This window comes from Actinoallomurus rhizosphaericola (genome assembly GCF_024055675.1).
GTDB lineage: Bacteria > Actinomycetota > Actinomycetes > Streptosporangiales > Streptosporangiaceae > Actinoallomurus > Actinoallomurus soli.
Map to the genome: position 1 here is coordinate 164814 of NZ_JAMXMW010000011.1, position 19881 is coordinate 184694.

Annotated in this window: 20 protein-coding genes, 1 pseudogene and 2 riboswitches; of the genes and pseudogenes, 16 read left to right on the forward strand and 5 right to left on the reverse strand. The window is 72.3% G+C overall.

Annotated elements, in window-relative coordinates; genetic code table 11:
- Nucleotides 1-81: 81 nt before the first annotated feature.
- The 6 genes from NE234_RS24345 to NE234_RS24370 all read left to right on the forward strand — a co-directional run bounded on the left by NE234_RS24345 (nucleotide 82) and on the right by NE234_RS24370 (nucleotide 6644).
- The gene (locus NE234_RS24345; RefSeq protein ID WP_252782852.1) at nucleotides 82-273 is read left to right on the forward strand and encodes a hypothetical protein; all 192 of its coding nucleotides are present in this window, start codon (nucleotides 82-84) and stop codon (nucleotides 271-273) included.
- 186 nt (nucleotides 274-459) lie between these two features.
- Nucleotides 460-591, forward strand: a riboswitch (cyclic di-AMP (ydaO/yuaA leader).
- A gap of 1 nt (nucleotide 592) precedes the next feature.
- Complete coding sequence (locus NE234_RS45460; RefSeq protein ID WP_252782853.1) at nucleotides 593-1663, forward strand: C40 family peptidase; 1071 nt, start codon at nucleotides 593-595, stop codon at nucleotides 1661-1663.
- Between the two features lie 33 nt (nucleotides 1664-1696).
- The gene (locus tag NE234_RS24355) at nucleotides 1697-2674 is read left to right on the forward strand and encodes a C40 family peptidase (RefSeq protein ID WP_252782855.1); all 978 of its coding nucleotides are present in this window, start codon (nucleotides 1697-1699) and stop codon (nucleotides 2672-2674) included.
- A 326-nt stretch (nucleotides 2675-3000) separates the two neighbouring features.
- Nucleotides 3001-3171: riboswitch (cyclic di-AMP (ydaO/yuaA leader) on the forward strand.
- Between the two features lie 57 nt (nucleotides 3172-3228).
- Nucleotides 3229-3732, forward strand: coding sequence for a C40 family peptidase (locus tag NE234_RS24360; protein WP_252782857.1), 504 nt, complete (start codon nucleotides 3229-3231; stop codon nucleotides 3730-3732).
- 126 nt (nucleotides 3733-3858) lie between these two features.
- Nucleotides 3859-5253 (forward strand): gluzincin family metallopeptidase, encoded by a 1395-nt coding sequence (locus NE234_RS24365; RefSeq protein WP_252782859.1) that lies wholly within the window; start codon nucleotides 3859-3861, stop codon nucleotides 5251-5253.
- Complete coding sequence (locus NE234_RS24370; RefSeq protein WP_252782860.1) at nucleotides 5250-6644, forward strand: M48 family metallopeptidase; 1395 nt, start codon at nucleotides 5250-5252, stop codon at nucleotides 6642-6644. The genes NE234_RS24365 and NE234_RS24370 overlap by 4 nt, the downstream gene beginning before the upstream one ends.
- 42 nt (nucleotides 6645-6686) lie before the next feature.
- Here NE234_RS24370 and NE234_RS24375 read toward each other — a convergent pair whose 3' ends face one another.
- Nucleotides 6687-7346 (reverse strand): acetate uptake transporter, encoded by a 660-nt coding sequence (locus NE234_RS24375; RefSeq protein WP_252782862.1) that lies wholly within the window; start codon nucleotides 7344-7346, stop codon nucleotides 6687-6689.
- 245 nt (nucleotides 7347-7591) lie between these two features.
- Here NE234_RS24375 and NE234_RS24380 point away from each other — a divergent pair, with 245 nt between their 5' ends.
- A complete protein-coding gene (locus NE234_RS24380) occupies nucleotides 7592-8719 on the forward strand; it encodes a glycosyltransferase family 4 protein (protein ID WP_252782864.1) in 1128 nt (375 codons plus the stop codon).
- 107 nt (nucleotides 8720-8826) lie between these two features.
- Here NE234_RS24380 and NE234_RS24385 read toward each other — a convergent pair whose 3' ends face one another.
- Nucleotides 8827-9285, reverse strand: coding sequence for a rhodanese-like domain-containing protein (locus tag NE234_RS24385; protein ID WP_252782866.1), 459 nt, complete (start codon nucleotides 9283-9285; stop codon nucleotides 8827-8829).
- 72 nt (nucleotides 9286-9357) lie between these two features.
- Between NE234_RS24385 and NE234_RS24390 the strand changes: the two genes are divergently transcribed.
- Both NE234_RS24390 and NE234_RS24395 read left to right on the forward strand, forming a co-directional pair.
- Nucleotides 9358-10326, forward strand: coding sequence for a helix-turn-helix domain-containing protein (locus NE234_RS24390; protein ID WP_252782867.1), 969 nt, complete (start codon nucleotides 9358-9360; stop codon nucleotides 10324-10326).
- Between the two features lie 101 nt (nucleotides 10327-10427).
- Nucleotides 10428-10939 (forward strand): annotated as a pseudogene (locus NE234_RS24395) (DinB family protein).
- Between the two features lie 71 nt (nucleotides 10940-11010).
- Here the strand turns inward: NE234_RS24395 and NE234_RS24400 are convergent.
- Nucleotides 11011-12210: an MFS transporter gene (locus NE234_RS24400; RefSeq protein ID WP_252782869.1), complete on the reverse strand. Its 1200-nt coding sequence runs from the start codon at nucleotides 12208-12210 to the stop codon at nucleotides 11011-11013.
- A gap of 74 nt (nucleotides 12211-12284) precedes the next feature.
- On the opposite strand from NE234_RS24400, the gene NE234_RS24405 reads away from it, so the two are divergent.
- Complete coding sequence (locus tag NE234_RS24405) at nucleotides 12285-12863, forward strand: TetR/AcrR family transcriptional regulator (RefSeq protein ID WP_252782871.1); 579 nt, start codon at nucleotides 12285-12287, stop codon at nucleotides 12861-12863.
- Nucleotides 12864-12887: 24 nt separating this feature from the next.
- Here NE234_RS24405 and NE234_RS24410 read toward each other — a convergent pair whose 3' ends face one another.
- Nucleotides 12888-14648, reverse strand: coding sequence for an AMP-dependent synthetase/ligase (locus tag NE234_RS24410; RefSeq protein WP_252782874.1), 1761 nt, complete (start codon nucleotides 14646-14648; stop codon nucleotides 12888-12890).
- 302 nt (nucleotides 14649-14950) lie between these two features.
- Between NE234_RS24410 and NE234_RS24415 the strand changes: the two genes are divergently transcribed.
- From NE234_RS24415 to NE234_RS24440, 6 genes are all read left to right on the forward strand, one after another.
- On the forward strand, nucleotides 14951-15625 hold the full coding sequence (locus tag NE234_RS24415; RefSeq protein WP_252783095.1) for a copper homeostasis protein CutC: 675 nt from the start codon (nucleotides 14951-14953) through the stop codon (nucleotides 15623-15625).
- 58 nt (nucleotides 15626-15683) lie between these two features.
- On the forward strand, nucleotides 15684-16451 hold the full coding sequence (locus NE234_RS24420) for a metallophosphoesterase family protein (protein ID WP_252782876.1): 768 nt from the start codon (nucleotides 15684-15686) through the stop codon (nucleotides 16449-16451).
- A 74-nt stretch (nucleotides 16452-16525) separates the two neighbouring features.
- A complete protein-coding gene (locus NE234_RS24425; RefSeq protein ID WP_252782877.1) occupies nucleotides 16526-16960 on the forward strand; it encodes an SRPBCC family protein in 435 nt (144 codons plus the stop codon).
- A gap of 116 nt (nucleotides 16961-17076) precedes the next feature.
- Nucleotides 17077-17427 carry a hypothetical protein gene (locus NE234_RS24430; protein WP_252782879.1) on the forward strand — a complete coding sequence of 117 codons (351 nt, stop codon included), beginning with the start codon at nucleotides 17077-17079 and terminating at the stop codon, nucleotides 17425-17427.
- A 16-nt stretch (nucleotides 17428-17443) separates the two neighbouring features.
- Nucleotides 17444-18391, forward strand: a complete 948-nt coding sequence (locus NE234_RS24435; protein WP_252782881.1) for an ROK family glucokinase — start codon at nucleotides 17444-17446, stop codon at nucleotides 18389-18391.
- Nucleotides 18392-18395: 4 nt separating this feature from the next.
- Nucleotides 18396-19097, forward strand: coding sequence for an endonuclease/exonuclease/phosphatase family protein (locus NE234_RS24440; protein WP_252782882.1), 702 nt, complete (start codon nucleotides 18396-18398; stop codon nucleotides 19095-19097).
- 7 nt (nucleotides 19098-19104) lie between these two features.
- Here NE234_RS24440 and NE234_RS24445 read toward each other — a convergent pair whose 3' ends face one another.
- The gene (locus tag NE234_RS24445) at nucleotides 19105-19806 is read right to left on the reverse strand and encodes a hypothetical protein (protein WP_252782884.1); all 702 of its coding nucleotides are present in this window, start codon (nucleotides 19804-19806) and stop codon (nucleotides 19105-19107) included.
- Nucleotides 19807-19881 lie beyond the last annotated feature (75 nt).

Genomic DNA, 19881 nt, shown 5'->3' on the forward strand with positions numbered 1-19881 from the left:
GTTTCCGCCTGGGATCGCCGAGCGGAATTGTCGGTGGGTCCTCGTAACGTCTGGCGATGACGACGACACGAGGAGGAATTCGTGCTCATCGACTGCGACAAGTGTGAGCTACGCAACGTCGCCTGCGCCGACTGCCTCGTTCCCACCATGCCCGTGATTCCGGAGTCCGGCCTGGATCTCGGGCCGCTCGAGCGCCGCGCGCTGGGCATTCTCGCCGCAGAGGGCCTGATTCCTCCTCTGTGGATGACGATCTCCGTTGACCGCGCATCGTGACGAATCACGCGCACGCTGTTGCTTAAATGACGTGAATTGCTGCATTTCCCGGAGAAGCGGTTGTTACCAGCGTGAGACTTGACTAGTCTCACGCGCTGAGCCGGTCGCTGGTTCGTCGCCCCCCAGGCGACGGCGCCGGCTTCCGCCGAGTCGTCACGTTCGGTGAGGCCGCCCGAGGTCCGGGCCGTACGATCCTCACCGGCACGACGAGCCGGGGAACCAGGTTTCCGGGGTGAATCGGAGCAGCGCATGCTCCGTAGGGCGCCTTCCACGCCCGAATCCGTCAGCTAACCCGGTAGGCGGACATTGGGAGAGGGGCGTGCCGCGAATCGTGGCAACACAGCGCAGTGCCGACGGTACGGCCGTCGGACGGCCGACGAGCGGCTGGATCAGCAGCCGGGTGTTGGCCACCCTGTGCGTCGCCGCCTCAGCGGCGCTGGCTCTGCCGGCCGGTACGGCCGACGCGAAGCCGAAGCAGACGCTGAGCCAGGCGAAGGCCAAGCTGGCCAAGCTGAACTCACAGGCCGACAAGCAGGACAACGAGTACAACAAGGCCAAGGAGCAGTGGGCTGCGGCCGACAAGAAAGTGAAGGCGCTGAACGCCTCGGTCAAGCAGCAGCGCCAGTCCTGGGCCTCGCTCCGCGTCCGTGTCGCGCAGATGGCCGCGTCCGCGTACAAGAACGGCTCGGACGGCACCGACATCCCCACGCTGCTCTCGGCCAAGGACCCGCAGACGGTGCTCGACCAGATGTCGGCCTTCACGGCGCTGTCGAAGAACCGCTCCACCGAGCTCACCCAGTTCCTCAACGTCTCCCAGCTGCTGCAGCGGCAGCAGGCGCAGGCGCAGCAGGCGGCCACCGACCTGGCGCAGAAGAAGAAGGACCTCCTCGCCAAGAAGAAGAACATCGAGAAGTCCGTCGAGCAGCAGAAGGCCCTGGTCAAGAAGCTGGGCCCGGCGGCGGACTCCGGCGGTGGCGGCGGTGACGACAGCGGTCCCGTGGCGAGCAACTGCAGCGGCGGTTACCAGGGCTCGGCGACCGGCAAGGCGCGCGTCGTGCTCGAGTGGGCGTACAGCAAGTGCGGTACCCCCTACCTCTACGGCGGCACCGGCCCGCGGTACGACTGCTCCGGTTTCACGATGAAGGCCTACGCGGCGGCCGGGGTGAGCATCCCCCGCGTCGTCCCGGACCAGTACAACGCCACGAGCCGGGTGCAGCGAAGCAACCTGTCCCCAGGCGACCTCGTCTTCTTCGACGACCTCGGGCACGTCGGCATCTACGTCGGCGGCGGCAAGTTCATCCACTCGCCGCACACGGGCTCGTACGTCAAGATCGACAGTCTGAGCAACGTCTGGTACAGCTCGCACTACGTCGGTGCGGGCGCGCTCTAGGGACGGATCATCATGGCCAAGGAGCGTACGCACATGCCCAGGACCGGCCGTCGGTTCATGACGACCGTGGGGTTCCTCGCCGTCGCCGGGCTCGCCCTTCCCGCGGTGCCCGCGCACGCCGACCCCGGCGCCTCGCTGAGCGCGGCGAAGAAGCAGCTGGCGCAGCTGAACGACAAGGTCGACCAGCTGAGTAACCAGTACAACCAGACCAAGGCCGACTGGAAGGCCGCCCAGAGCCGGGTGAACGCGCTGAGCAAGTCGGTCCAGGCCGAGCGCAAGACCTTCCAGCAGCTGCGGCTGCGGGTCGCCCAGCTCGCCGCCGAGGCCTACAAGACCGGGGACAACGGCTCGATCCCCACGCTGGTCGGCTCCAACAACCCGGACGCCGTGCTCTCGCAGATGTCGGCGTTCACCGAGCTCGCGCACAACCGTACGGCCGAGTTCCAGCAGTACCTCGCCTCCGCGCAGCGGCTGGAGCGTGAGCAGGCGCTGCGCGTCCAGGCCGCCCAGCAGCTATCGGCGAAGAAGACCCAGCTCGACGCGCAGCGCAAGCAGGCCAACGCGGCCATCCAGAGGCAGCTCAAGCTGGTCCACCGGCTCGGCGCGGGCATCGACCCGGGCAGTTCCAAGGAGAACTGCTCCGTCCTGGCGTCGGGCAAGGCGGAGATCGTGCTGCAGTTCGCCTGCGCCCAGCTCGGCAAGCCGTACGTCTTCGGCGGCGCGGGCCCGAGCACCTGGGACTGCTCCGGGATCACGATGGTCGCCTACCGCAAGGTGGGCATCAAGCTCAACCACTGGGTGCCGGACCAGTGGGACGCCAGCCGCCGGGTCTCCAAGGCCGACCTGCAGCCCGGTGACCTGGTGTTCTTCCACGACCTGGGGCACGTCGGCTTCTACCTGGGCAACGGCAAGTTCCTGCACGCCCCGCACACCGGCGACGTCGTGAAGATCTCCAACCTCAGCGACTCCTGGTACGCCTCCACCTTCATGGGCGGCGGCCGGCTGCTCTGAGACCAGGCGGCAAGGTCGCTCTGAGAGCGGCCGGTACGGTCGCCGCGCGACCGGACGACAACTGAACAAAGGACGCCGACAGGCCGGGGGGACGGACTCCCGGCCGGCGCACCGAGGCGCGGACCGGATCCGGTCGGCCTGCCGGCGTCAGACCTTTCGAATCTTCCGCACCGATGGTGCGGATCGCGGCGCACGCCATGTGCCGCTCGGCCGGGGCCTCCGTCAGCGAGGCGCGTAGTGGTACGCGCCGCGTGGGCGTGCCGCTCCCGGTCTGTCAGAGATGCAGAGAAACGGTCATCACCGAAGTGGCCCGACCGGGCCGACGATGGCCGTGAGCGCCTAATCCGTGGGCACACGGAGCCGGGGAACCGAGCGCGCCTGACGGCGCGGGTCTTCACGGGGGTGAATCGGGGCGCCTGTTCTCCCACAGGCATGCCGTAGGGCGTCTTCCAGCCCGAACCCGACAGCTAACCCGGTAGGCGTAGTGGAAGGAGAGACCTCTGTCTCGCAACCCCTCGACCGCTTCGTCCCTGCGCCTCCGCCTCGCCGGAGGCATGGTCGCCGCGGGTGCGGTCCTCGCACCCGTCGCCCTGACGGCCACCGCCGCGCACGCCGCGGCCCCCCAGACGGCCGTCACCGTCGCCAAGGCGCAGCCGAAGCACAAGTCCTGGAGCCAGCGGCACAAGGTCGGTCTGAAGGCGGTCGCCATCGCCCGCAAGCAGATCGGCAAGTGGTACCGCTACGGGGGCGCCGGGCCCAGGACGTTCGACTGCTCCGGTCTGGTGCAGTACTCCTACCGCAAGGCCGGTATCCGGCTGCCGCGCACCGCGGGCCAGCAGCACCGCCACATCAAGCGGCACGTGCGGTGGAAGAACCTCGCGGCGGGTGACCTGGTGTACTTCAACGGGAACCAGCACACCGGGATCATCTCCAAGGTCGTCGGCCACAAGATCTACATGATTCACGCGTCGCACACGGGCACGCGGATCAAGCAGGTCCGGATCGACAACAACAGTTACTACCGCCACGCGTTCTATGGCGCCGCCCGCCCCTACTGAGCCGGGCTGAACGCCGCGCCGGCGCCGCGATGGCACGCCATCCGGGGCCGAACCGGCTGATCATCGCCGGGGCCGTCCACACGGACGGCCCCGGCGTTCTCAGTTTCGCCCGCTACCATCACGCCCATGTCGTCGGCGGGCACCTGGCAGGGTCGGGTCGCCGCGCTGACCGGAGCGGCGATCGCGCTGCAGCTGGTCACCGCGGTCGGCTACGCCACCCTGCACCGCGAGACGGGGCATGCGGCCGCGTCGCTGCGGAGCGCGACCACGGCGCCCGCGCCCACTCCGGCCGTGGTGGCGTCCCTCCTGCAGCGCCGTTCCCGCGCCGTCCTCGGCCATGACCGCGCCGCCTTCCTCGCCACCGTCGACCCGTCGGCGCAGGCGTTCCGCGCCGGGCAGCAGACGCTGTTCGACAACCTGGCGAAGGTGCCCCTGGCGGCCTGGCGTGAGTCGCTCGCGGACACGCGTGCCGCCGCGGCCGCCGACGACGGCTGGACGGCGCGGCTGACCCTCACCTACCGGCTGCGCGGCTTCGACTCGAGAGACGTCGCCTACACGCAGTACCTCACCTTCGAGCGGCGCGGGGACACCGGCTGGGTCGTGTCCGGCGACGGCTCCGCGCACGGTCTGCGCGACGACCCGCAGATCTGGGACGGACCGGACCTGACCGTCATCAAGGGCCGGTACAGCCTGGTGCTCGCCGAAGGGGGCTCGGCGGTCGGTGACGGCTCCCCGGCCGGCGACGGCTCGGCGGCCGGGGACGGGACGGGAGCCGGGGACGGCACCGGAGCCGCCGGCGGGGCGGAGACGCGGACCGCCGACCTCCGCGACATCGCCCGCCGGCTCGACACGGGCGTCGGTCTCGTCTCCAAGGTCGTGGGCGACCACTGGTCACGGCGGGTCGTGGCGCTCGCGCCCGCGACGGAGCAGCAGGCCGAGGAGCTCGCCGGGGACGTCCGCAACCTCGGCGACATCGCCGCGCTCGCGACCGTCAGCGGCGGCGGCGGAGACCCGGACGGCGGCGCGGATCGCGTCGTCATCAGCCCCACCGCGTTCGGCCGGCTGAACGGGCTCGGCCGGCACGTCGTGCTCACCCACGAGCTCGTCCACGTCGCGATGGGCGGCGCCCGTGACAGCCGCACTCCGATGTGGCTGGTCGAAGGGCTCGCGGACTACGTCGGCTACAAGGACTCCGGCGTCTCGACCCGCGCGGCGGGGCGCGAGCTGGCCGGTCTGATCTCCTCCGGCGGCCTGCCGTCGTCGCCGCCGGGCCGGAGCGCGTTCACCGGATCGGGCGAGCGCCTGTCGGCCGCGTACGAGGAGGCGTGGCTGGCCTGCCGGATGATCGCGGAACGCTACGGTGAGGGCAGGCTGGTGCGGCTCTACCGCACCGCCGAGGCCGAACCCGGCAGCGCCGGAGACCCGCGGATCGAGGACCGGGCCCTGCGCGCCGTCCTCGGCGTCGATTCGAGCCGGTTCGCCGCACAGTGGCGCGCCTACCTGCGAAAGGAGCTGACGTGACGGAGGCCGGTGGCCTGGAGGACGCCGGGCCGCCCCTGCGCGCGGAGGCCGAGCACCGGTCCGCCACGCGGGTGGCGTCGCACGGGGCGTCCCGCCGCGCCGCGGCCGTCGCCGCCGTGGTCCTGGGCGCGTTGCTGGTCGTCGTGGTGGCGCTGGTGACCCCCTGGCATCCCCTCGCCGGAGGCCGGGCCGCCCCGGACCCGGCGCTGGACTTCACGCGAGATCAGCTCGCCCACAGCGAGAGCTTCAGCGCCGCGCTGAACGGCCCCGCGTACGGCGGACTCCTCGCCGGACTGCTCGTGGTCCTCGTCCTCGGCCTGACGCCCTGGGGCGCCCGGCTGCTCGGCGCGGCCATCCGGTGGCGGTCCCCTTCGGAGACGAGGCCGCGGCTCTGGCGGCACGGCCTGCGGCTGCTCGCCGTCGCGGTGGTGCTGTCCGCGCTCACCCAGCTGGTCGCGCTGCCGTTCGGCGCGTGGTCGGAGTCGGTGCTGCGGCGGTACGGCCTGTCCACCCAGGGCTGGGGCTCGTGGCTCGGCGACCGGCTCACCGGATTCGGCGTGAGCCTGGTGATCTGGGTCGTCGCGCTGCTCGGCCTGCATCTGCTCATCCGCCGGTTCCCCCGCCACTGGTGGGCGGGCGCGGCCGTCGGCGGCTTCCTGCTGGTCACCGCGGTCTCGTACGCCTACCCGGTGGTCGTGGAGCCGCTGTTCAACGACTTCACCTCGATGCCCGCCGGGCCGCTGCGCACGGACCTGCTCCGGATGGCGCGCGCGGACGGCGTGCCGGTGCGCGACGTCCTCGTCGCCGACGCGTCCAAGCGCACGACGGAGCTGAACGCCTACGTCTCGGGGTTCGGCTCGACCCGGCGGATCGTGGTGTACGACACGCTTCTCGCGTCCCAGTCGCCGCAGGAGGTCGAACTCGTCGTCGCGCACGAACTCGGCCACGCCAAGCGGAACGACGTGCTGACCGGCACCCTCGTCGGCGGGCTGGGGGTCGCGACCGGCGCCTGCGTCCTCTACCTGGTGATGACCTCGCCGCGCCTGCTGCGCCGGGCCGGGGTCCGGTCGGCGGCCGACCCGCGGTCGACCGCGCTGCTGCTCGCCGCCGTGACCGTCCTCGCCCAGGCGGCCGGGCCCGTGCAGAACCTCGTCAGCCGCCACATCGAGGCACGGGCCGACGCGCACTCCCTCGCGCTCACCCGCGACCCGGCGACGTTCATCGCGATGCAGCGGTCGCTCAGCCTCCGCAACCTCGACGACCTGTCCCCGGGGCCGTTCGCCTACGCGCTGTGGAACACCCACCCCTCCGGGCCGGAGCGCATCGCCATGGGGCGTGCGTGGGCCCGCCTGCACCACGTGCCGGTGCCCCCGGCGAGCGTACGCCCCTGACCGCGGTCGCGATCAGGGGCGTACCCGGGGTGCGGGCGGCGGCTACTGCGGGACCGGGCTGGCCTCGACGGAGCGCCGGGCTCCGAACGGGGAGCCGACCGGCAGGGAGTACCGGCCGTCCATCCCGTTGACCACGCCGGCCGCCGACGTGTACCAGGCGACCGCGGCGGTGAGGACGCCCACCCAGCCGCCGAACTTGATCGTGCCGCTGCTGTGCGAGAAGTTGCCGATGAACAGGATGATCTCGGTGAGCTCCAGCGTGAGGAACACTCCGAAGACCGCCGCCGTCACCTGCGTGCTCCACAGGAGCATGTACGTGTTGAAGATCGCGAAGGCGAGGAGGATCCAGCCGAGGTCGTTCTGGATCAGATCCTCCGGGTTCGCCTTCGTGGCCGCCGCCGTCGCCGCGGCCGTGGGCGCGACCCACCGGACGTACAGCCCGAGGCCGATCCAGAACCCGCCGTACGTCGCGAACGCGGTCGCGCCGAAGACGTTGCGGTTGCGGAACTCCCACATGCCGGCCAGCAGCTGGACCAGGCCGCCGTACGCGAACGCGTATCCGAGCCAGGCGTCCGTGCCGTCGGTCCACCCGGCGTTCTTTGCGGAGAGAAGGAAGGTGGTCAGCGCGAACGCCGCCAGCCCGAGGGGGGCGGGATCGGCTATCGCGGAGACCGGAGTCGGGGGTCGGGGGCTTTCGGTCATGGGTGGCTCCTCCTCGTCGTGAAGCTCACCGCCGTACCTCGTCAGGTCCGCTTCGCATGCTTCGCAGGCCGGGCGGGGGCCGGGCGGCCAGGACGCGCGTAACCACATTAACTCCCTGTTTCGCTCTGGTCACGGGGCCGCGTAAGAGTGATCGTGAAACACGCGCGATCCTGCGTAAGAGGGATCGCGGAACACGCGCGATCCTGCGTAAGAGGGATCGCGGAACACGTGCGATCCTGGCAGCGATGAGGAAGACGCTCGTCGTGACCAACGACTTCCCGCCCAGGCCGGGCGGCATCCAGGCGTTCGTGCACAACCTGGCGGTCCGCCGGCCGCCGGGCTCCCTCGTCGTGTACGCCCCCGCGTGGGAGGGCGCCGCCGAGTTCGACGCCGCGCAGCCGTTCCCAGTGGTCCGCCACCCCAGGCCGCTCATGCTCCCGGTCCCGCCGGTGCTCCGGCGCGCCACCGAGATCGTCCGCGCGGAGGGCTGCGACTCGGTGGTCTTCGGTGCGGCGGCGCCGCTCGGGCTGCTGGCGCCGCGGCTGCGGCGGGCCGGCGTCGAGCGGTTCGTCGGGATCACGCACGGCCACGAGGCGGGCTGGGCGGCACTGCCCGGGTCGCGGCGGCTGCTGCGCCGCATCGGGGACGAGGTCGACGTGCTCACCTACCTGGGGGAGTACACCCGCAGCCGGATGGCCCGCGCGCTGTCGCCCGCGGCGGTGGCGCGGATGCGGCGGCTGGCCCCCGGCGTCGACGAGACGGTGTTCCATCCCGGAGCCGGGGGAGAGGAGATCCGGGCCCGGCACGGCCTGGCGGACCGCCCGGTCGTCGTCTGCGTCTCCCGCCTGGTGCCCCGCAAGGGGCAGGACGCGCTGATCCGCGCCTGGCCGCGGGTGCGGCGCGTCGTCCCGGACGCCGCCCTCCTGATCGTCGGCGGCGGCCCGTACCGCTCGGCGCTCGAACGGCTCCGCGCCGACCTGGGCGTCGCCGACGCCGTGCGCCTGACCGGCACGGTCCCGTGGGAGGAGTTGCCGGCGCACTACGACGCCGGCGACGTGTTCGCCATGCCCTGCCGGACCCGCCGTCGCGGCCTCGACGTCGAGGGACTGGGCATCGTGTACCTCGAGGCGTCCGCCACCGGCCTCCCGGTGGTGGCGGGGGCCTCCGGCGGTGCCCCCGACGCCGTTCTCGACGGTGAGACCGGCGTCGTGGTCGACGGCGACTCGGTCGACGCGGTCGCCGACGCGGTGATCGGCCTGCTGCGCGACCCGTCCGCGGCCCAGGCGATGGGCAAGCGCGGGCGCTCGTGGGTCGAGCGCGAGTGGCGCTGGGAGGTCCAGGCCGCCCGCTTCGCCGCCCTTCTTGGCCCCTGATCCGGGCCGCGCGCGAACGCCGATCAGCAGCACGCGCGCGGACTCGGCTCAGGTTCCGCAGACCGCGCGGCCTTGGATCAGCAGCCGCGAAATGGGGGCAGATCCGGTCAGCAGCCGCAGAACGCGCTCGACACCGGTGCGGTGAGGGGATCGGCGGGCGTGCCGACGCGCCCGGTCGCGGTCTCCACGATGAACCCCTCGCGCACCCAGTACTCGTAGCCGCCGATCATCTCCTTCACCCGGTAGCCCAGCCGTGCGAAGGCCAGCGCGGCCCGGGTGGCGCCGTTGCACCCGGGACCCCAGCAGTAGGTGACGACGGCCGTTCCGGGAGGGATCAGGGCGGGAGCCCGCTCGGCGATCAGCGCGGTCGGCAGGTGCAGGGCACCGGGAAGGTGGCCCTGATCCCACGCCTCGACGCCGCGGGAGTCGACGACGACCAGGCCGGGAACGCCGGCCTCCAGGTCGGCGTGGACGTCGGACACGTCGGTCTCGAAGGCCAGGCGGGCGGCGAAGTGGCGGGCGGCCTCCTCGGGGGAGGCCGGCGCGGTGCTGAGAACACTGGACATACCGCTGATCGTGGCCGACGGCGCCTCCGGCCGGACAGCGGCGTGAACGTCACCTATCGCTAGGATCCCGCCATGCGTACGAGGCCGGGACCGACGGTGGCGGTGCTCGCCTACGAGGGGATGTCGCCGTTCGAGACGGGCATCGTCACGGAGGTCTTCGGGCTGCCGAGGCCGGAGCTGAACGTGCCGTGGTACGACCTGACCGTGTGCGCCGAGCGGCCGGGCCCGGTGCCCATCATCGGCGGCGCCACCCTCCACACCGAGCACGGCCTGGACACCTTCGCCTCGGCCGGGACCGTCATCGTCCCCGGCGTCCCCGACGTACGGCGCGAGTGCTCCCCGGAGCTGGTCGCGGCCCTGCGCCTGGCCCGTGAGCGGGGCGCCCGCGTCATGTCGATCTGCTCCGGCGCGTTCGCGCTGGCCGCCGCCGGGCTGCTGGACCACCGCCCGGCGACCACCCACTGGCAGTACGCCGACCTGCTGCGCCGGCGCTTCCCCCTCGTCCAGGTGAACCCCGACGTCCTCTACATCGACGACGGCGACATCCTCACGAGCGCCGGCAGCGCGGCGGGCCTGGACCTGTGCCTGCATCTGGTCCGCCGTGACCACGGGCGGAGCATCGCCAACGCGGTGGCACGGCGGCTGGTGATCCCGCCCCACCGTGACGGCGGTCAGGCGCAGTTCATCGAGGCGCCCGTGCCCGTCGACGCCGACGACGACCGGATCGCCCAGGTGACGACCTGGGCGCTGGCCAACCTGCGGGAGGAGATCACCGTGGACGTTCTCGCCCGCCGCGCGCACATGTCCGCCCGCACGTTCCTGCGCCACTTCGCGCGCTGCATGGGAACGAGCCCCACCCGATGGCTGATCGGTCAGCGGATCCAGGCCAGCCTGCCGCTCCTGGAGAGGACCTCCACGCCCGTCGAGGAGGTCGCTCGTGCGGTCGGATTCGCCAGTCCCGTCACCTACCGCTCGCACTTCGCGCGGGTGATGCGCACGTCGCCGTCCGCGTACCGCCGGGCCTTCACCACCGAGTCCTGATGGCGCCGATTGCGGCCGGAAACTGGCCGCTTTGCCGCCTAGTGTCGGCGACAACGGATCTTCACGGACCACGGATCTTACCGACGACGGAGGCGACTTTCATGACGACGAGCGGCGACACCGCCACCCTTACCGGCGAGCGCGCGGATCTGCTGGCGGGACTGCGCAAGGCCCGGCACTTCCTGCGGTTCACCGTCCGGGACCTGACCGACGAGCAGGCCGCCCGCCGTACCACGGTCAGCGAACTGTGCCTCGGCGGTCTGATCAAGCACGTCACCGCGGTCGAGTGCCGGTGGACGGGCTTCATCCTCGACGGGCCCGCCGCCATGGAGGAGGACGCCGACTGGGCGGCCCTTTTCCGCATGGAGAGGGGGAGACCCTCGCCGGGCTGCTCGACGCCTACGAGGAGACGGCGCGGCGTACGGACGAGCTGCTCGCGACACTGCCCGACCTCGACGCCTCGCAGCCGCTGCCCGAGAAGCCCTGGTTCGAGCCGGGGGCCCGCTGGTCGGCGCGCCAGGCCCTGCTGCACGTGATCGCCGAGACCGCGCAGCACGCCGGCCACGCCGACATCATCCGTGAGGCCCTCGACGGCGCCAGGACCATGGGCTGACCCGCGGCGAGAGGACGACCGCCGCCCCGGGTCCCCAGGGGCGGCGGTCGTCCGTGACGCGTACGGGGCGGTCAGCGGCGGGCGGTGAGGGTGAGCGCCGCGCCCGCGGCGAGCAGGGCCGCGAGGACGTACGCCAGCGTGGGCAGGCCGTGCGCGCTCAGCGCCCCGGCGACCTGCGGGCCGACGCTGGCCCCGACGAACAGGATGAAGGTGAACAGGGAGACCGCCGTGCCCCGCGCGGCGCCGGCGCGGCCGCCGATGGTCTCGATCAGGGCCGGGGCCGTGAGGCCGATGCCGGCGACGAAGACGTTCAGCAGGATCGCCAGCCCGAGGGTGCCCGGGTGGGCCAGTCCGATCAGCGCGGCCGACAGGACGGACAGCGTCAGCGCTCCGGTGGCGCGCCGGGCGCCGGGGACACGCTGCAGGGCGGGCGTCACGAAGGGGATCGCGAGGATCGCGGGCAGCGCCGCCGCCCGCAGCGTGAGCAGGGCGGCCGCCCCGCCCGCCGCGCCGGTGAGGGCGAGACCGGTGTAGAGGGCGACGAACGATCCGAGGACGACCGGGGTCGCCAGGTACAGCGGAATCAGCCGGCGGTCGGCCAGGAGGCCCGGCATGGCGCGGTACGCGTCGAGCGGAGAGCCCGCCGCGCCGGGACCGCCGGGCAGCATCACCCGCCGCAGCGCGGCGGCGACGAGGGCGAAGGCCACCGCGAACACGGCGAACACCGCACGCCAGCCGGCCACCGCCGCGATGCCCTGCGCGGCGAGCTGGCCGAACACCGCGGAGGCGAGGAACGCGCCGATCACCGCGGACAGCAGGGTCGGGCGGTGCCGTGGCTCCGCGCGCTCGGCGATGTAGGTGAACGCGACGGGGGCGAACGCGGCGGTGGTGACGCCCTGCAGGACCCGCAGGGCGATCGCCGCGCCGAGTCCGGGGGCCAGGCCCACCAGCGCGGTCGTCACCGCGGTGGCGGAGATGCCCGTCACGATGATCCGGCGCCGGCCGAACCGGTCCGACAGCGGGCCGAACACCAGGAACCCGGCCGCGTACCCGAAGCCGAACGCACTGGCCATCCACGTCAGCGCGGAGGCCGGCGCGTGCCACTCCCGGCCCATCGCGCCCAGCAGGGGGATCACGCCGTACAACTGGCCGGTGGCCAGCAGGGCCGTCGCCACGAACGTCACCAGGGTCGCCGCGAAGGGCGCGTGCGCGGGCTTCGCCTCCGGGGCGGAGACCGCCGCTGCACGACCGGAGAAGATCATCGTCGTCATGGCCGGAACAGTAGCCAACCAACTGGTTGGATGTCAACCAACTAGTTGGATTGAGCTTCGGGTAAGCTCGTCGCATGCCAAGAGACACCGCCGCCGCCACGAAGGAAGCCCTGCTCGGCGCCGCGCGGGAGGAGTTCGCCGCGTACGGGATCGCCGGAGCGCGGGTCGACCGCATCGCCGAGCGCGCGGGCGTCAACAAGGAGCGCATCTACGGCCACTTCGGCAACAAGGAGAAGCTGTTCGACGCCGTCATGAGCCAGGTGCTCGACGAGGTCGTGGAGATGGTCTCCCAGGAGGTCGACGACGTCGGCGACTACGTCGCCCGCCTGTACGACTACCACCGAGAGCACCCCGACCTGCAGCGGCTGTTGCTGTGGGAGGCGCTGCACTACGGCGGTAAGCGTGAGTTCGATGAGGGCAGGCGCGCCCACTATCGCCGGAAGATCGAGAGGCTCGCCAGGGGACTCGGCGCCGAGCCCTCGGTGGACGTCGGCCGCACCCTCCTGACGGTCTGCGGCATGGCGGCATGGCCCACGGCCGTACCGCAGATGGCGCGGCTCATCCTCGGACCGGACGCCGACGATCAGGGCGCGATGCGCGCCCACCTGATCGAGTTCGCCCGGTCCGCCGTCGCCCGCAAGGCACCGGCCTGACCGGCCCTCGCGGGAGCCCGAAGGTCAGGCGTACAGGGCCTCGATCTCGTCGGCGAAGTCCTTCTCGACGAGGTTCCGCTTGACCTTCAGGGTCGGGGTGAGGTGACCGGACTCCTCGGTGAAGTCCACCTCGAGGATCCGGTACTTCTTGATCGCCTCGGCCCGGGACACCGTGGTGTTGGCGTCGGCCACCGCCGCGTCGATCTCCTTGACCAGGTCCGGGTCCTTGACCAGCTCGGCCGTGGACAGCCCCGTCTTGCCGTGCTCTTCCTTCCACGGCTCGAGCGCCTCGGGGTCGAGGGTGATCAGGCAGCCGATGAACTTCCGCGCGTCGCCGACCACCATGCACTGGCTGATCAGCGGGTGCGCGCGCAGCCGGTCCTCCAGGGGCGCCGGCGCGACGTTCTTCCCGCCCGCGGTGACGATGATCTCCTTCTTGCGGCCGGTGATCCGGAGGTACCCGCCCTCGTCGAGCTCGCCCACGTCGCCGGTGTGGAACCAGCCCTCGTCGAGGGCGCCCTTGGTGGCCTCCTCGTTGTGCCAGTAGCCGGCGAAGACGTTCGGCCCCTTGACGAGGACCTCGCCGTCGTCACCGATGCGGACCGTGGTGCCGGGGATCGGCTTGCCGACGGTGCCGATGCGGTTCTCGCTGGGCAGGTTCACCGCCGCCGGGGCGGTCGTCTCGGTGAGGCCGTACCCCTCGAGGATCGTGATGCCGACGCCGTCGAAGAAGTGGCCGAGCCGCTCGCCGAGCGCCGCGCCGCCCGAGACGGCGTGGGTGACGCGGCCGCCGATCGCGGCGCGCAGCTTGCCGTACACGAGCTTGTCGAACAGGGCGTGCTTGAGCCGCAGCCCGAGCCCGGGGGAGCCGGCGCGGCTGTAGGCGATCGCGGTGTCCGCCGCGACGCGGAAGATCCTGCCCTTGCCGTCGGCGTTGGCCTTCTGCTCGGCGCCGATGTAGACCTTCTCGAAGACGCGGGGCACCGCGAGCAGGAAGGTCGGCTCGAAGGACGCGAGGTCGTCGACGATGTGCGCCATGTCGGCGGTGTGCCCGAGCGTCACGCCGGCCTCGACGCAGCCGACCTGGATGAGCCGCGCGAAGACGTGGGCGAGCGGCAGGAACAGCAGCGTCGAGCCGCTCTTCAGGCCGAACACCTCCGTCAGCGCGCCCTCGGTGACGTTCCGCGCGGTCGCGAGCAGGTTGGAGTGGGTGATCTCGCAGCCCTTCGGGCGGCCGGTCGTGCCCGAGGTGTAGATGATCGTGGCCAGGTCCGCGGCGGCCCGCGACTCCCGCCGCTCCGTCAGGTCCTCGTCGGAGCCGGCGCCGCTCGGCAGGTCGTCCATCCGCCAGACGTTCGCCAGCTCGGGCAGGCGGTCCCGGACCGTCTCGACCGCCTTGGCGTGCTCGTCCGTCTCGACGAAGACGCCCTTGGCCCCGGAGTCGCCGACGATCCACTCGATCTGTGAGGCCGAGGACGTCTCGTAGATCGGCACGGTGATGCCGCCGGCCGCCCAGATGGCGTAGTCGGCGACGGTCCACTCGTACCGGGTGCGGGACATGAGCGCGACGCGGTCGCCCGGCTCGATGCCGGCCGCGACCAGGCCCCGGGCGACCTCGCCGACCGCGTCGGCGAACTCGCGCGCGGTGACGTCCCGCCACCCCGATCCGGACTTGCGCCGGATGACGACGCGATCCGGCTCTTCGGCGGCCCGGGAGAAGATCGTGTCGGTGAGATTGGCCGAGTCGGCGATCGTCACCTGTGCGGGAACGCTGTACTCGCGCACGACTACTCCTCAGCTGGTACGGCGGGCATTCGCACGGACGCTACCGCTTCAAGATACTGGTCGGTAGCCTTCGGCGCGGTGACACGTCTCGCATTTCTTCTTACCACGCGTGTAACGACCGCGTTGATGCGCGTTCGCGTCCGGTCTCGCGCACGCGATAGGGGAAGGAATCGGTAACGACATCGTCCCTTCGGTGCAAACGCGGGCCGGACCGGGGGCGTCGGCGCACGGGCCGGGTCAGAATACGCCTCACCGCGGGTGTCGCGGCGCCGACGCGGGGGGAGGCGAGGTCGTTGCTCGAAGTGGTCGCGATGAACGAGGTGGACGCCGAGGCCGCCGAGACGGGCGGCGCCGACCGCATCATGGCCGTCGCCGACCGGCAGTCCGGCGGCCTGACCCCGGACCCCAAGACCGTCGCCGCGATGCGCAAGACGACGTCCCTGCCGATTCGGGTCGTGCTCCGGGCCAAGAGCGGCTTCTGCACGACCGAGCCGGAACTCGGCCGGCTCTGCCGGACCGCGGACGCCCACGCCGACGCCGGAGCCGACGGCTTCGTGTTCGGCTTCCTGCACGCCGACCACACCGTCGACCTGTCCGCGACCGCCCGGCTCGCCGACGCGGTGCTGCCGTTGCCGTGGACGTTCCACCGTGCGATCGACCACGCCGCCGAGCCGGAGACCGCCTGGCGCACACTCCGCCTGCTGCGCGGCCTCGACTCCGTGCTGTGCGCCGGGGCGGCGGGCGGCGTGGGCGCCGGCATGGAGGCGCTGCTGCGCCGGGCCGCCCGGGACGCGCGCCTCATGCTCGTCGGGGGCGGCCTGCGGCGCCGGCACGTCCCGGCCCTCGCCGCGGCCGGAGTACGGGCCTTCCAGGTCGGCGACGCCGTACGGCCGGTGGGCGGCGGGCCCCAGGCGCCGGTCGACGCGGCCCGCGTCCGCGAGTGGCGCACCCTCATCGACGCCGCGGCCGACCACTGACCGCAGCCGCCGGACCACGGGGACCTGCCGTACGGCCGGTGGGTCTTACAGTTGGCGCATGCGGGTTCATGTGGTCAGCGACGTGCACGGGCGGGCCGACGCGCTCGCCCTGGCGGGTGACGGCGCCGACGCGTTCGTCTGTCTCGGCGACCTCGTCCTGTTCATCGACTACGACGACCACGCCAAGGGCATCTTCGCCGAGCTGTTCGGCGCGGAGCACGCCTCGACGTTCATCGAACTCCGCACCCAGAAGCGCTTCGACGAGGCACGGGAGTTCTCCCGCTCGATGTGGGCGACGCTGGAGGGCGACGCCGGGCCGTACATCGAGGCCGCCGTGCGCCGGCAGTACAAGGAGCTGTTCGGCGCGATGCCGACGCCCGCGTACCTCACCTACGGCAACGTCGACATCCCCCGGCTGTGGGCGGAGAGCCTGCGGCCCGGCCAGCGGGTCCTCGACGGCGAGACCGTCGAGATCGGCGGCCTGCGCTTCGGGTTCGTCGGCGGCGGGCTGCGCACGGAGTACCGCACTCCCTACGAACTCGACGACGAGGTCTTCGCCGCCAAGGTCGCGGCGGTCGGCGCGGTCGACGTGCTGTGCTGCCACATCCCACCGGCCGTTCCCGAACTGCTGTACGACACCGTCGCCCGGCGGTTCGAACGCGGCAGCGAGGCGGTCCTGCGCGCGATCCGGGAAACGCAGCCGAGGTACGCGCTGTTCGGCCACGTCCATCAACCGCTCGTCCGCCGCACCCGCATCGGCCGCACCGAATGCGTCAACGTCGGGCACTTCCGTGCACGCGGGGTTCCGTACGTATTGGAGTTCTAGCGACTACGCTCCGCTCAAGGCGAAGCGCCGCGCCCAATTCTCGCCCGGAAGAAAGTCGAAAGAAGGAAACGCCGATGGCGGACCGTACCAGCTCCAGCATCACCATCAAGGCGGAAAAGCCAGAGATCATGGCGGTCATAGCCGATTTCGCGGAATACCCTGAATGGGCGGAAGGGATCACCGCGGCCGAGGTCGTCGCCACCGGAGACGACGGCCGCCCCGAACACGTGCGGATCACGCTGGAGGCTGGGCCGATCAAGGACACCTACGTCCTGGCCTACGACTGGGACGACGATGAAGCGGTGCACTGGCACCTCGCGGAGCGCGGCACCATGCTGACCGGCATGACCGGCGCCTACCGCCTCGCCGAGCACGACGGCGCGACCGAGGTGACGTACGAACTCGCGGTCGACGTGCGCCTTCCCATGATCGGCATGGTCAAGCGCAAGGCGGAGAAGCGCATCATCGACACGGCCCTCAAAGGGCTGAAGCGGCGCGTCGAGGGATAGGCATGCGACGGGCACCGAAGGCAGGCGCGGCCCCGGCCGCCGCGGGCACCCCGTGGCGCGCGCGACCCCTCCGAGACGGTACGGTTTCACGCCGAACGATAGGTAGATGATGACCAATGAGTGAGCAGCCACCATCCGTGCTGTACGAGGCCGTGCGTCTCGTCGACACGATCCGCCGGCGCTTCAACGCCGGCGGCGCGTCAAAGGACGACGTGTGGAGCGAGGCCACGAGCGAGGCGTGGGGCGACCACTTCGCGACCGGCGCGCCGGAGTGCCGCTACTGCCCGGTGTGCCGGGCGATCGCGGCGTCCCGGGAGTCCGGGCCGGAGGTCCTCTCCCACGTGATGGCGGCGGGTGAGCAGCTCTACTCGGCGGTCCGTGAGGCGATGGCAGGGTTCGAGCGCACGCGGCCGCGCCCCGACGCGGCGGGCGACGACCCGGCGAGCGCCGGCACGGCGACGGGTTGACGGAGGAGAAGCGTCCATGACGCTGACCATTGGTGTGGATGTCGGTGGTACGAAGGTCGCCGCCGGCGTGGTCGACGACCGTGGGCGAATCCTGGACAAGGTACGTCGCCCGACGCCCTCGACCAGCCCGCACGAGACGGCGCGGGTGATCGCGGAGGTCGTCGAGCTCCTCAAGAGCCGCTTCGGCGAGGTCGAGGCGGTCGGTCTCGGTGCCGCCGGGTTCGTGGACGAGAGCCGCGCGACCGTGCTCTTCGCCCCGAATCTCGCCTGGCGCGACGAGCCCATCAAGAAGAAGGTCGAGGGCGAGGTCGGCCTGCCCGTCGTCGTGGAGAACGACGGGAACGCCATCGCCTGGGGCGAGGCGAAGTTCGGCGCCGGTCGCGGCGAGGACCACATGATCCTCGTCGCCCTCGGCACCGGCATCGGCGGCGGGCTGGTCCTCGGCGGCGAGCTGTACCGCGGCCGCTTCGGCATCGGCGCCGAGTTCGGCCACTACCGGGTCGTCCCCGACGGCCGGCGCTGCGGGTGCGGCAACCGCGGCTGCTGGGAGCAGTACGCCTCCGGCAACGCCCTGGTCGCCGAGGCCCGTGAGATCGCCCGGGTGTCCCCGGCGCTCGCCGGCCGGCTGCTCGAACTGGGCGACGGCAGGCCCGAGGGGATCAGCGGCCCGGAGATCACCGAGGCGGCACGCGAGGGCGACAGCGCGGCGCTGGAGTGCTTCCGCACGATCGCCCACTGGGTCGGGCAGGGGCTCGCCGACCTCGCGGCCATCCTCGACCCCGGGGCGTTCGTCATCGGCGGCGGCCTGTCGGAGGCCGGCGACCTGCTGCTCGAACCGACGCGGGCGGCCTTCGAGAACGCCCTGACCGGCCGGGGCCACCGCACGTTCGCCGACATCAGGATCGCCGAGCTCGGCCCGGACGCCGGCATCGTGGGCGCCGCCGACCTGGCCCGCTCCCGTTAGCGGCGTGGTCGTCAGGCTCGTCAGCTACAACATCCGGTCGATGCGGGACGACCGGGCGGCGCTCGTCCGCGTCGTCCGGCGGCTGCGGCCGGACATCCTGTGCGTGCAGGAGGCCCCGCGCTTCCAGTTCTGGCGGCACCGGCGGATCTGGCTCGCCCGGCGTGCGGCGCTCGTCCCGGTGGCACTGCGGCGCGGTCGCGTCGCCGGGCTGCAGCTGTACGCCGGGGCGCGGGCCACCGCGCTCGACGGGCGGCACCGCCTGCTGTCGCCCGTGCCGGACATGCACCAGCGCGGCCTCGCGGTCGCGCTGTTCGACGTCCGCGGCGTCCGCCTGGTCGCCGCGAGCGTCCACCTCGACCTCGCCGCCGAGCCGCGCCGCCGCCACGCCGAGGAGATCATCGAGGAGCTCGACCGCGTCCGTGCGGAGACCGGCGCGCCGGTGGTCGTGGCCGGGGACGTCAACGAGGAGGCCGGGGAGGCGGCCTGGGACCTCCTCGCCGGGCGCTTCCAGGACGCGGGCGCCGTCGCGCCGTACGGACTCCGGGAGACCTTCAGCGCGGCGAACCCGGCGCGCCGGATCGACGGCGTGTTCGCGGACGAGGGCATCGAGGTCCTCCGGTGCGGGGTGCCCGACGACCCCGAGCTCCTCGCCGACTACCCGGCGGCCACCGACCACCGCCCCGTCCTCGCCGAACTGAGGCTCTGAGCGCGGTTCAGACGACGGCGCCGTCGTCGTCCGGGGGATCGTCGCCCATGCGGAGGACGAGTGCGACGAAGCCGCCGATGAAGGCCGCGACCGCGACGAACGCCGCCCAGCTCGGGACGCTCCAGCCGAGGAACACCGACAGCACCAGGTACACCGGCCCGCCGAGCAGCGCGATCCACGCGAACCGCGTCATCGGGTCCGCCTTCGGGAGCGGCGGCGGGGGAGGCGGGACGAAGTGCTCCTCCTCGTCCTCGGACGCGGGCTTGACGACCCGGGCCGTGGCGGTGCGCTCCGACCCGGAGTCCTCCAGCGCCGGTCCGGCGGTGTCCTCGGGACCGTCGTCGAGGTTCTCCTCGGCGGGCCACGGGGTCTCGCCGTCGATCGCCGGCAGGTCGAAGCCCGCCACGATCTCGGCGAAGATCTCGTCCTCGTCGCGCGAGGCCGCGTAGTCGGCGCGCAGCTCGGGGAGGCGTCTCTCCAGGATGTCCTCGGCCGCCTGCCTGGCGTCCGCGTCGGCGTACAGCCGGTCGGTGGGCTCCTCGGGCAGCCGCACGTCGAGGTAGCCGCCGGTCGTGCCCGGCGCCGGGGCGGCGTAGGCAGCGATGCCGGCCTCCCGGAGGGCGGACAGCATCGCGTCGGCGAGCTGCGGAGTCAGGTCGGCGAGCGGAACGTACGCGTCCGCCGTGAGCCCGTTTCCCCGTCGGCTCATACCCCGGTCTCCCGTCGCATCCTGGCCAGGCCGTCGTGCGGCACGTCGGTCGCGTGCGACCGGACGTCCGGCCTC

Coding starts and splice junctions, on each gene's coding strand:
- NE234_RS24385 (WP_252782866.1), bottom strand. CDS start 9,285: ATGTCCAGTGTTCTCAGCACCGCGCCGGCCTCCCCCGAGGAGGCCGCC.
- NE234_RS24420 (WP_252782876.1), top strand. CDS start 15,684: ATGCGGGTTCATGTGGTCAGCGACGTGCACGGGCGGGCCGACGCGCTC.
- NE234_RS24405 (WP_252782871.1), top strand. CDS start 12,285: ATGCCAAGAGACACCGCCGCCGCCACGAAGGAAGCCCTGCTCGGCGCC.
- NE234_RS24445 (WP_252782884.1), bottom strand. CDS start 19,806: ATGAGCCGACGGGGAAACGGGCTCACGGCGGACGCGTACGTTCCGCTC.
- NE234_RS24360 (WP_252782857.1), top strand. CDS start 3,229: ATGGTCGCCGCGGGTGCGGTCCTCGCACCCGTCGCCCTGACGGCCACC.
- NE234_RS24425 (WP_252782877.1), top strand. CDS start 16,526: ATGGCGGACCGTACCAGCTCCAGCATCACCATCAAGGCGGAAAAGCCA.
- NE234_RS24400 (WP_252782869.1), bottom strand. CDS start 12,210: ATGACGACGATGATCTTCTCCGGTCGTGCAGCGGCGGTCTCCGCCCCG.
- NE234_RS24435 (WP_252782881.1), top strand. CDS start 17,444: ATGACGCTGACCATTGGTGTGGATGTCGGTGGTACGAAGGTCGCCGCC.
- NE234_RS24380 (WP_252782864.1), top strand. CDS start 7,592: ATGAGGAAGACGCTCGTCGTGACCAACGACTTCCCGCCCAGGCCGGGC.
- NE234_RS24365 (WP_252782859.1), top strand. CDS start 3,859: ATGTCGTCGGCGGGCACCTGGCAGGGTCGGGTCGCCGCGCTGACCGGA.
- NE234_RS24430 (WP_252782879.1), top strand. CDS start 17,077: ATGAGTGAGCAGCCACCATCCGTGCTGTACGAGGCCGTGCGTCTCGTC.
- NE234_RS24390 (WP_252782867.1), top strand. CDS start 9,358: ATGCGTACGAGGCCGGGACCGACGGTGGCGGTGCTCGCCTACGAGGGG.
- NE234_RS24375 (WP_252782862.1), bottom strand. CDS start 7,346: ATGACCGAAAGCCCCCGACCCCCGACTCCGGTCTCCGCGATAGCCGAT.
- NE234_RS24355 (WP_252782855.1), top strand. CDS start 1,697: ATGCCCAGGACCGGCCGTCGGTTCATGACGACCGTGGGGTTCCTCGCC.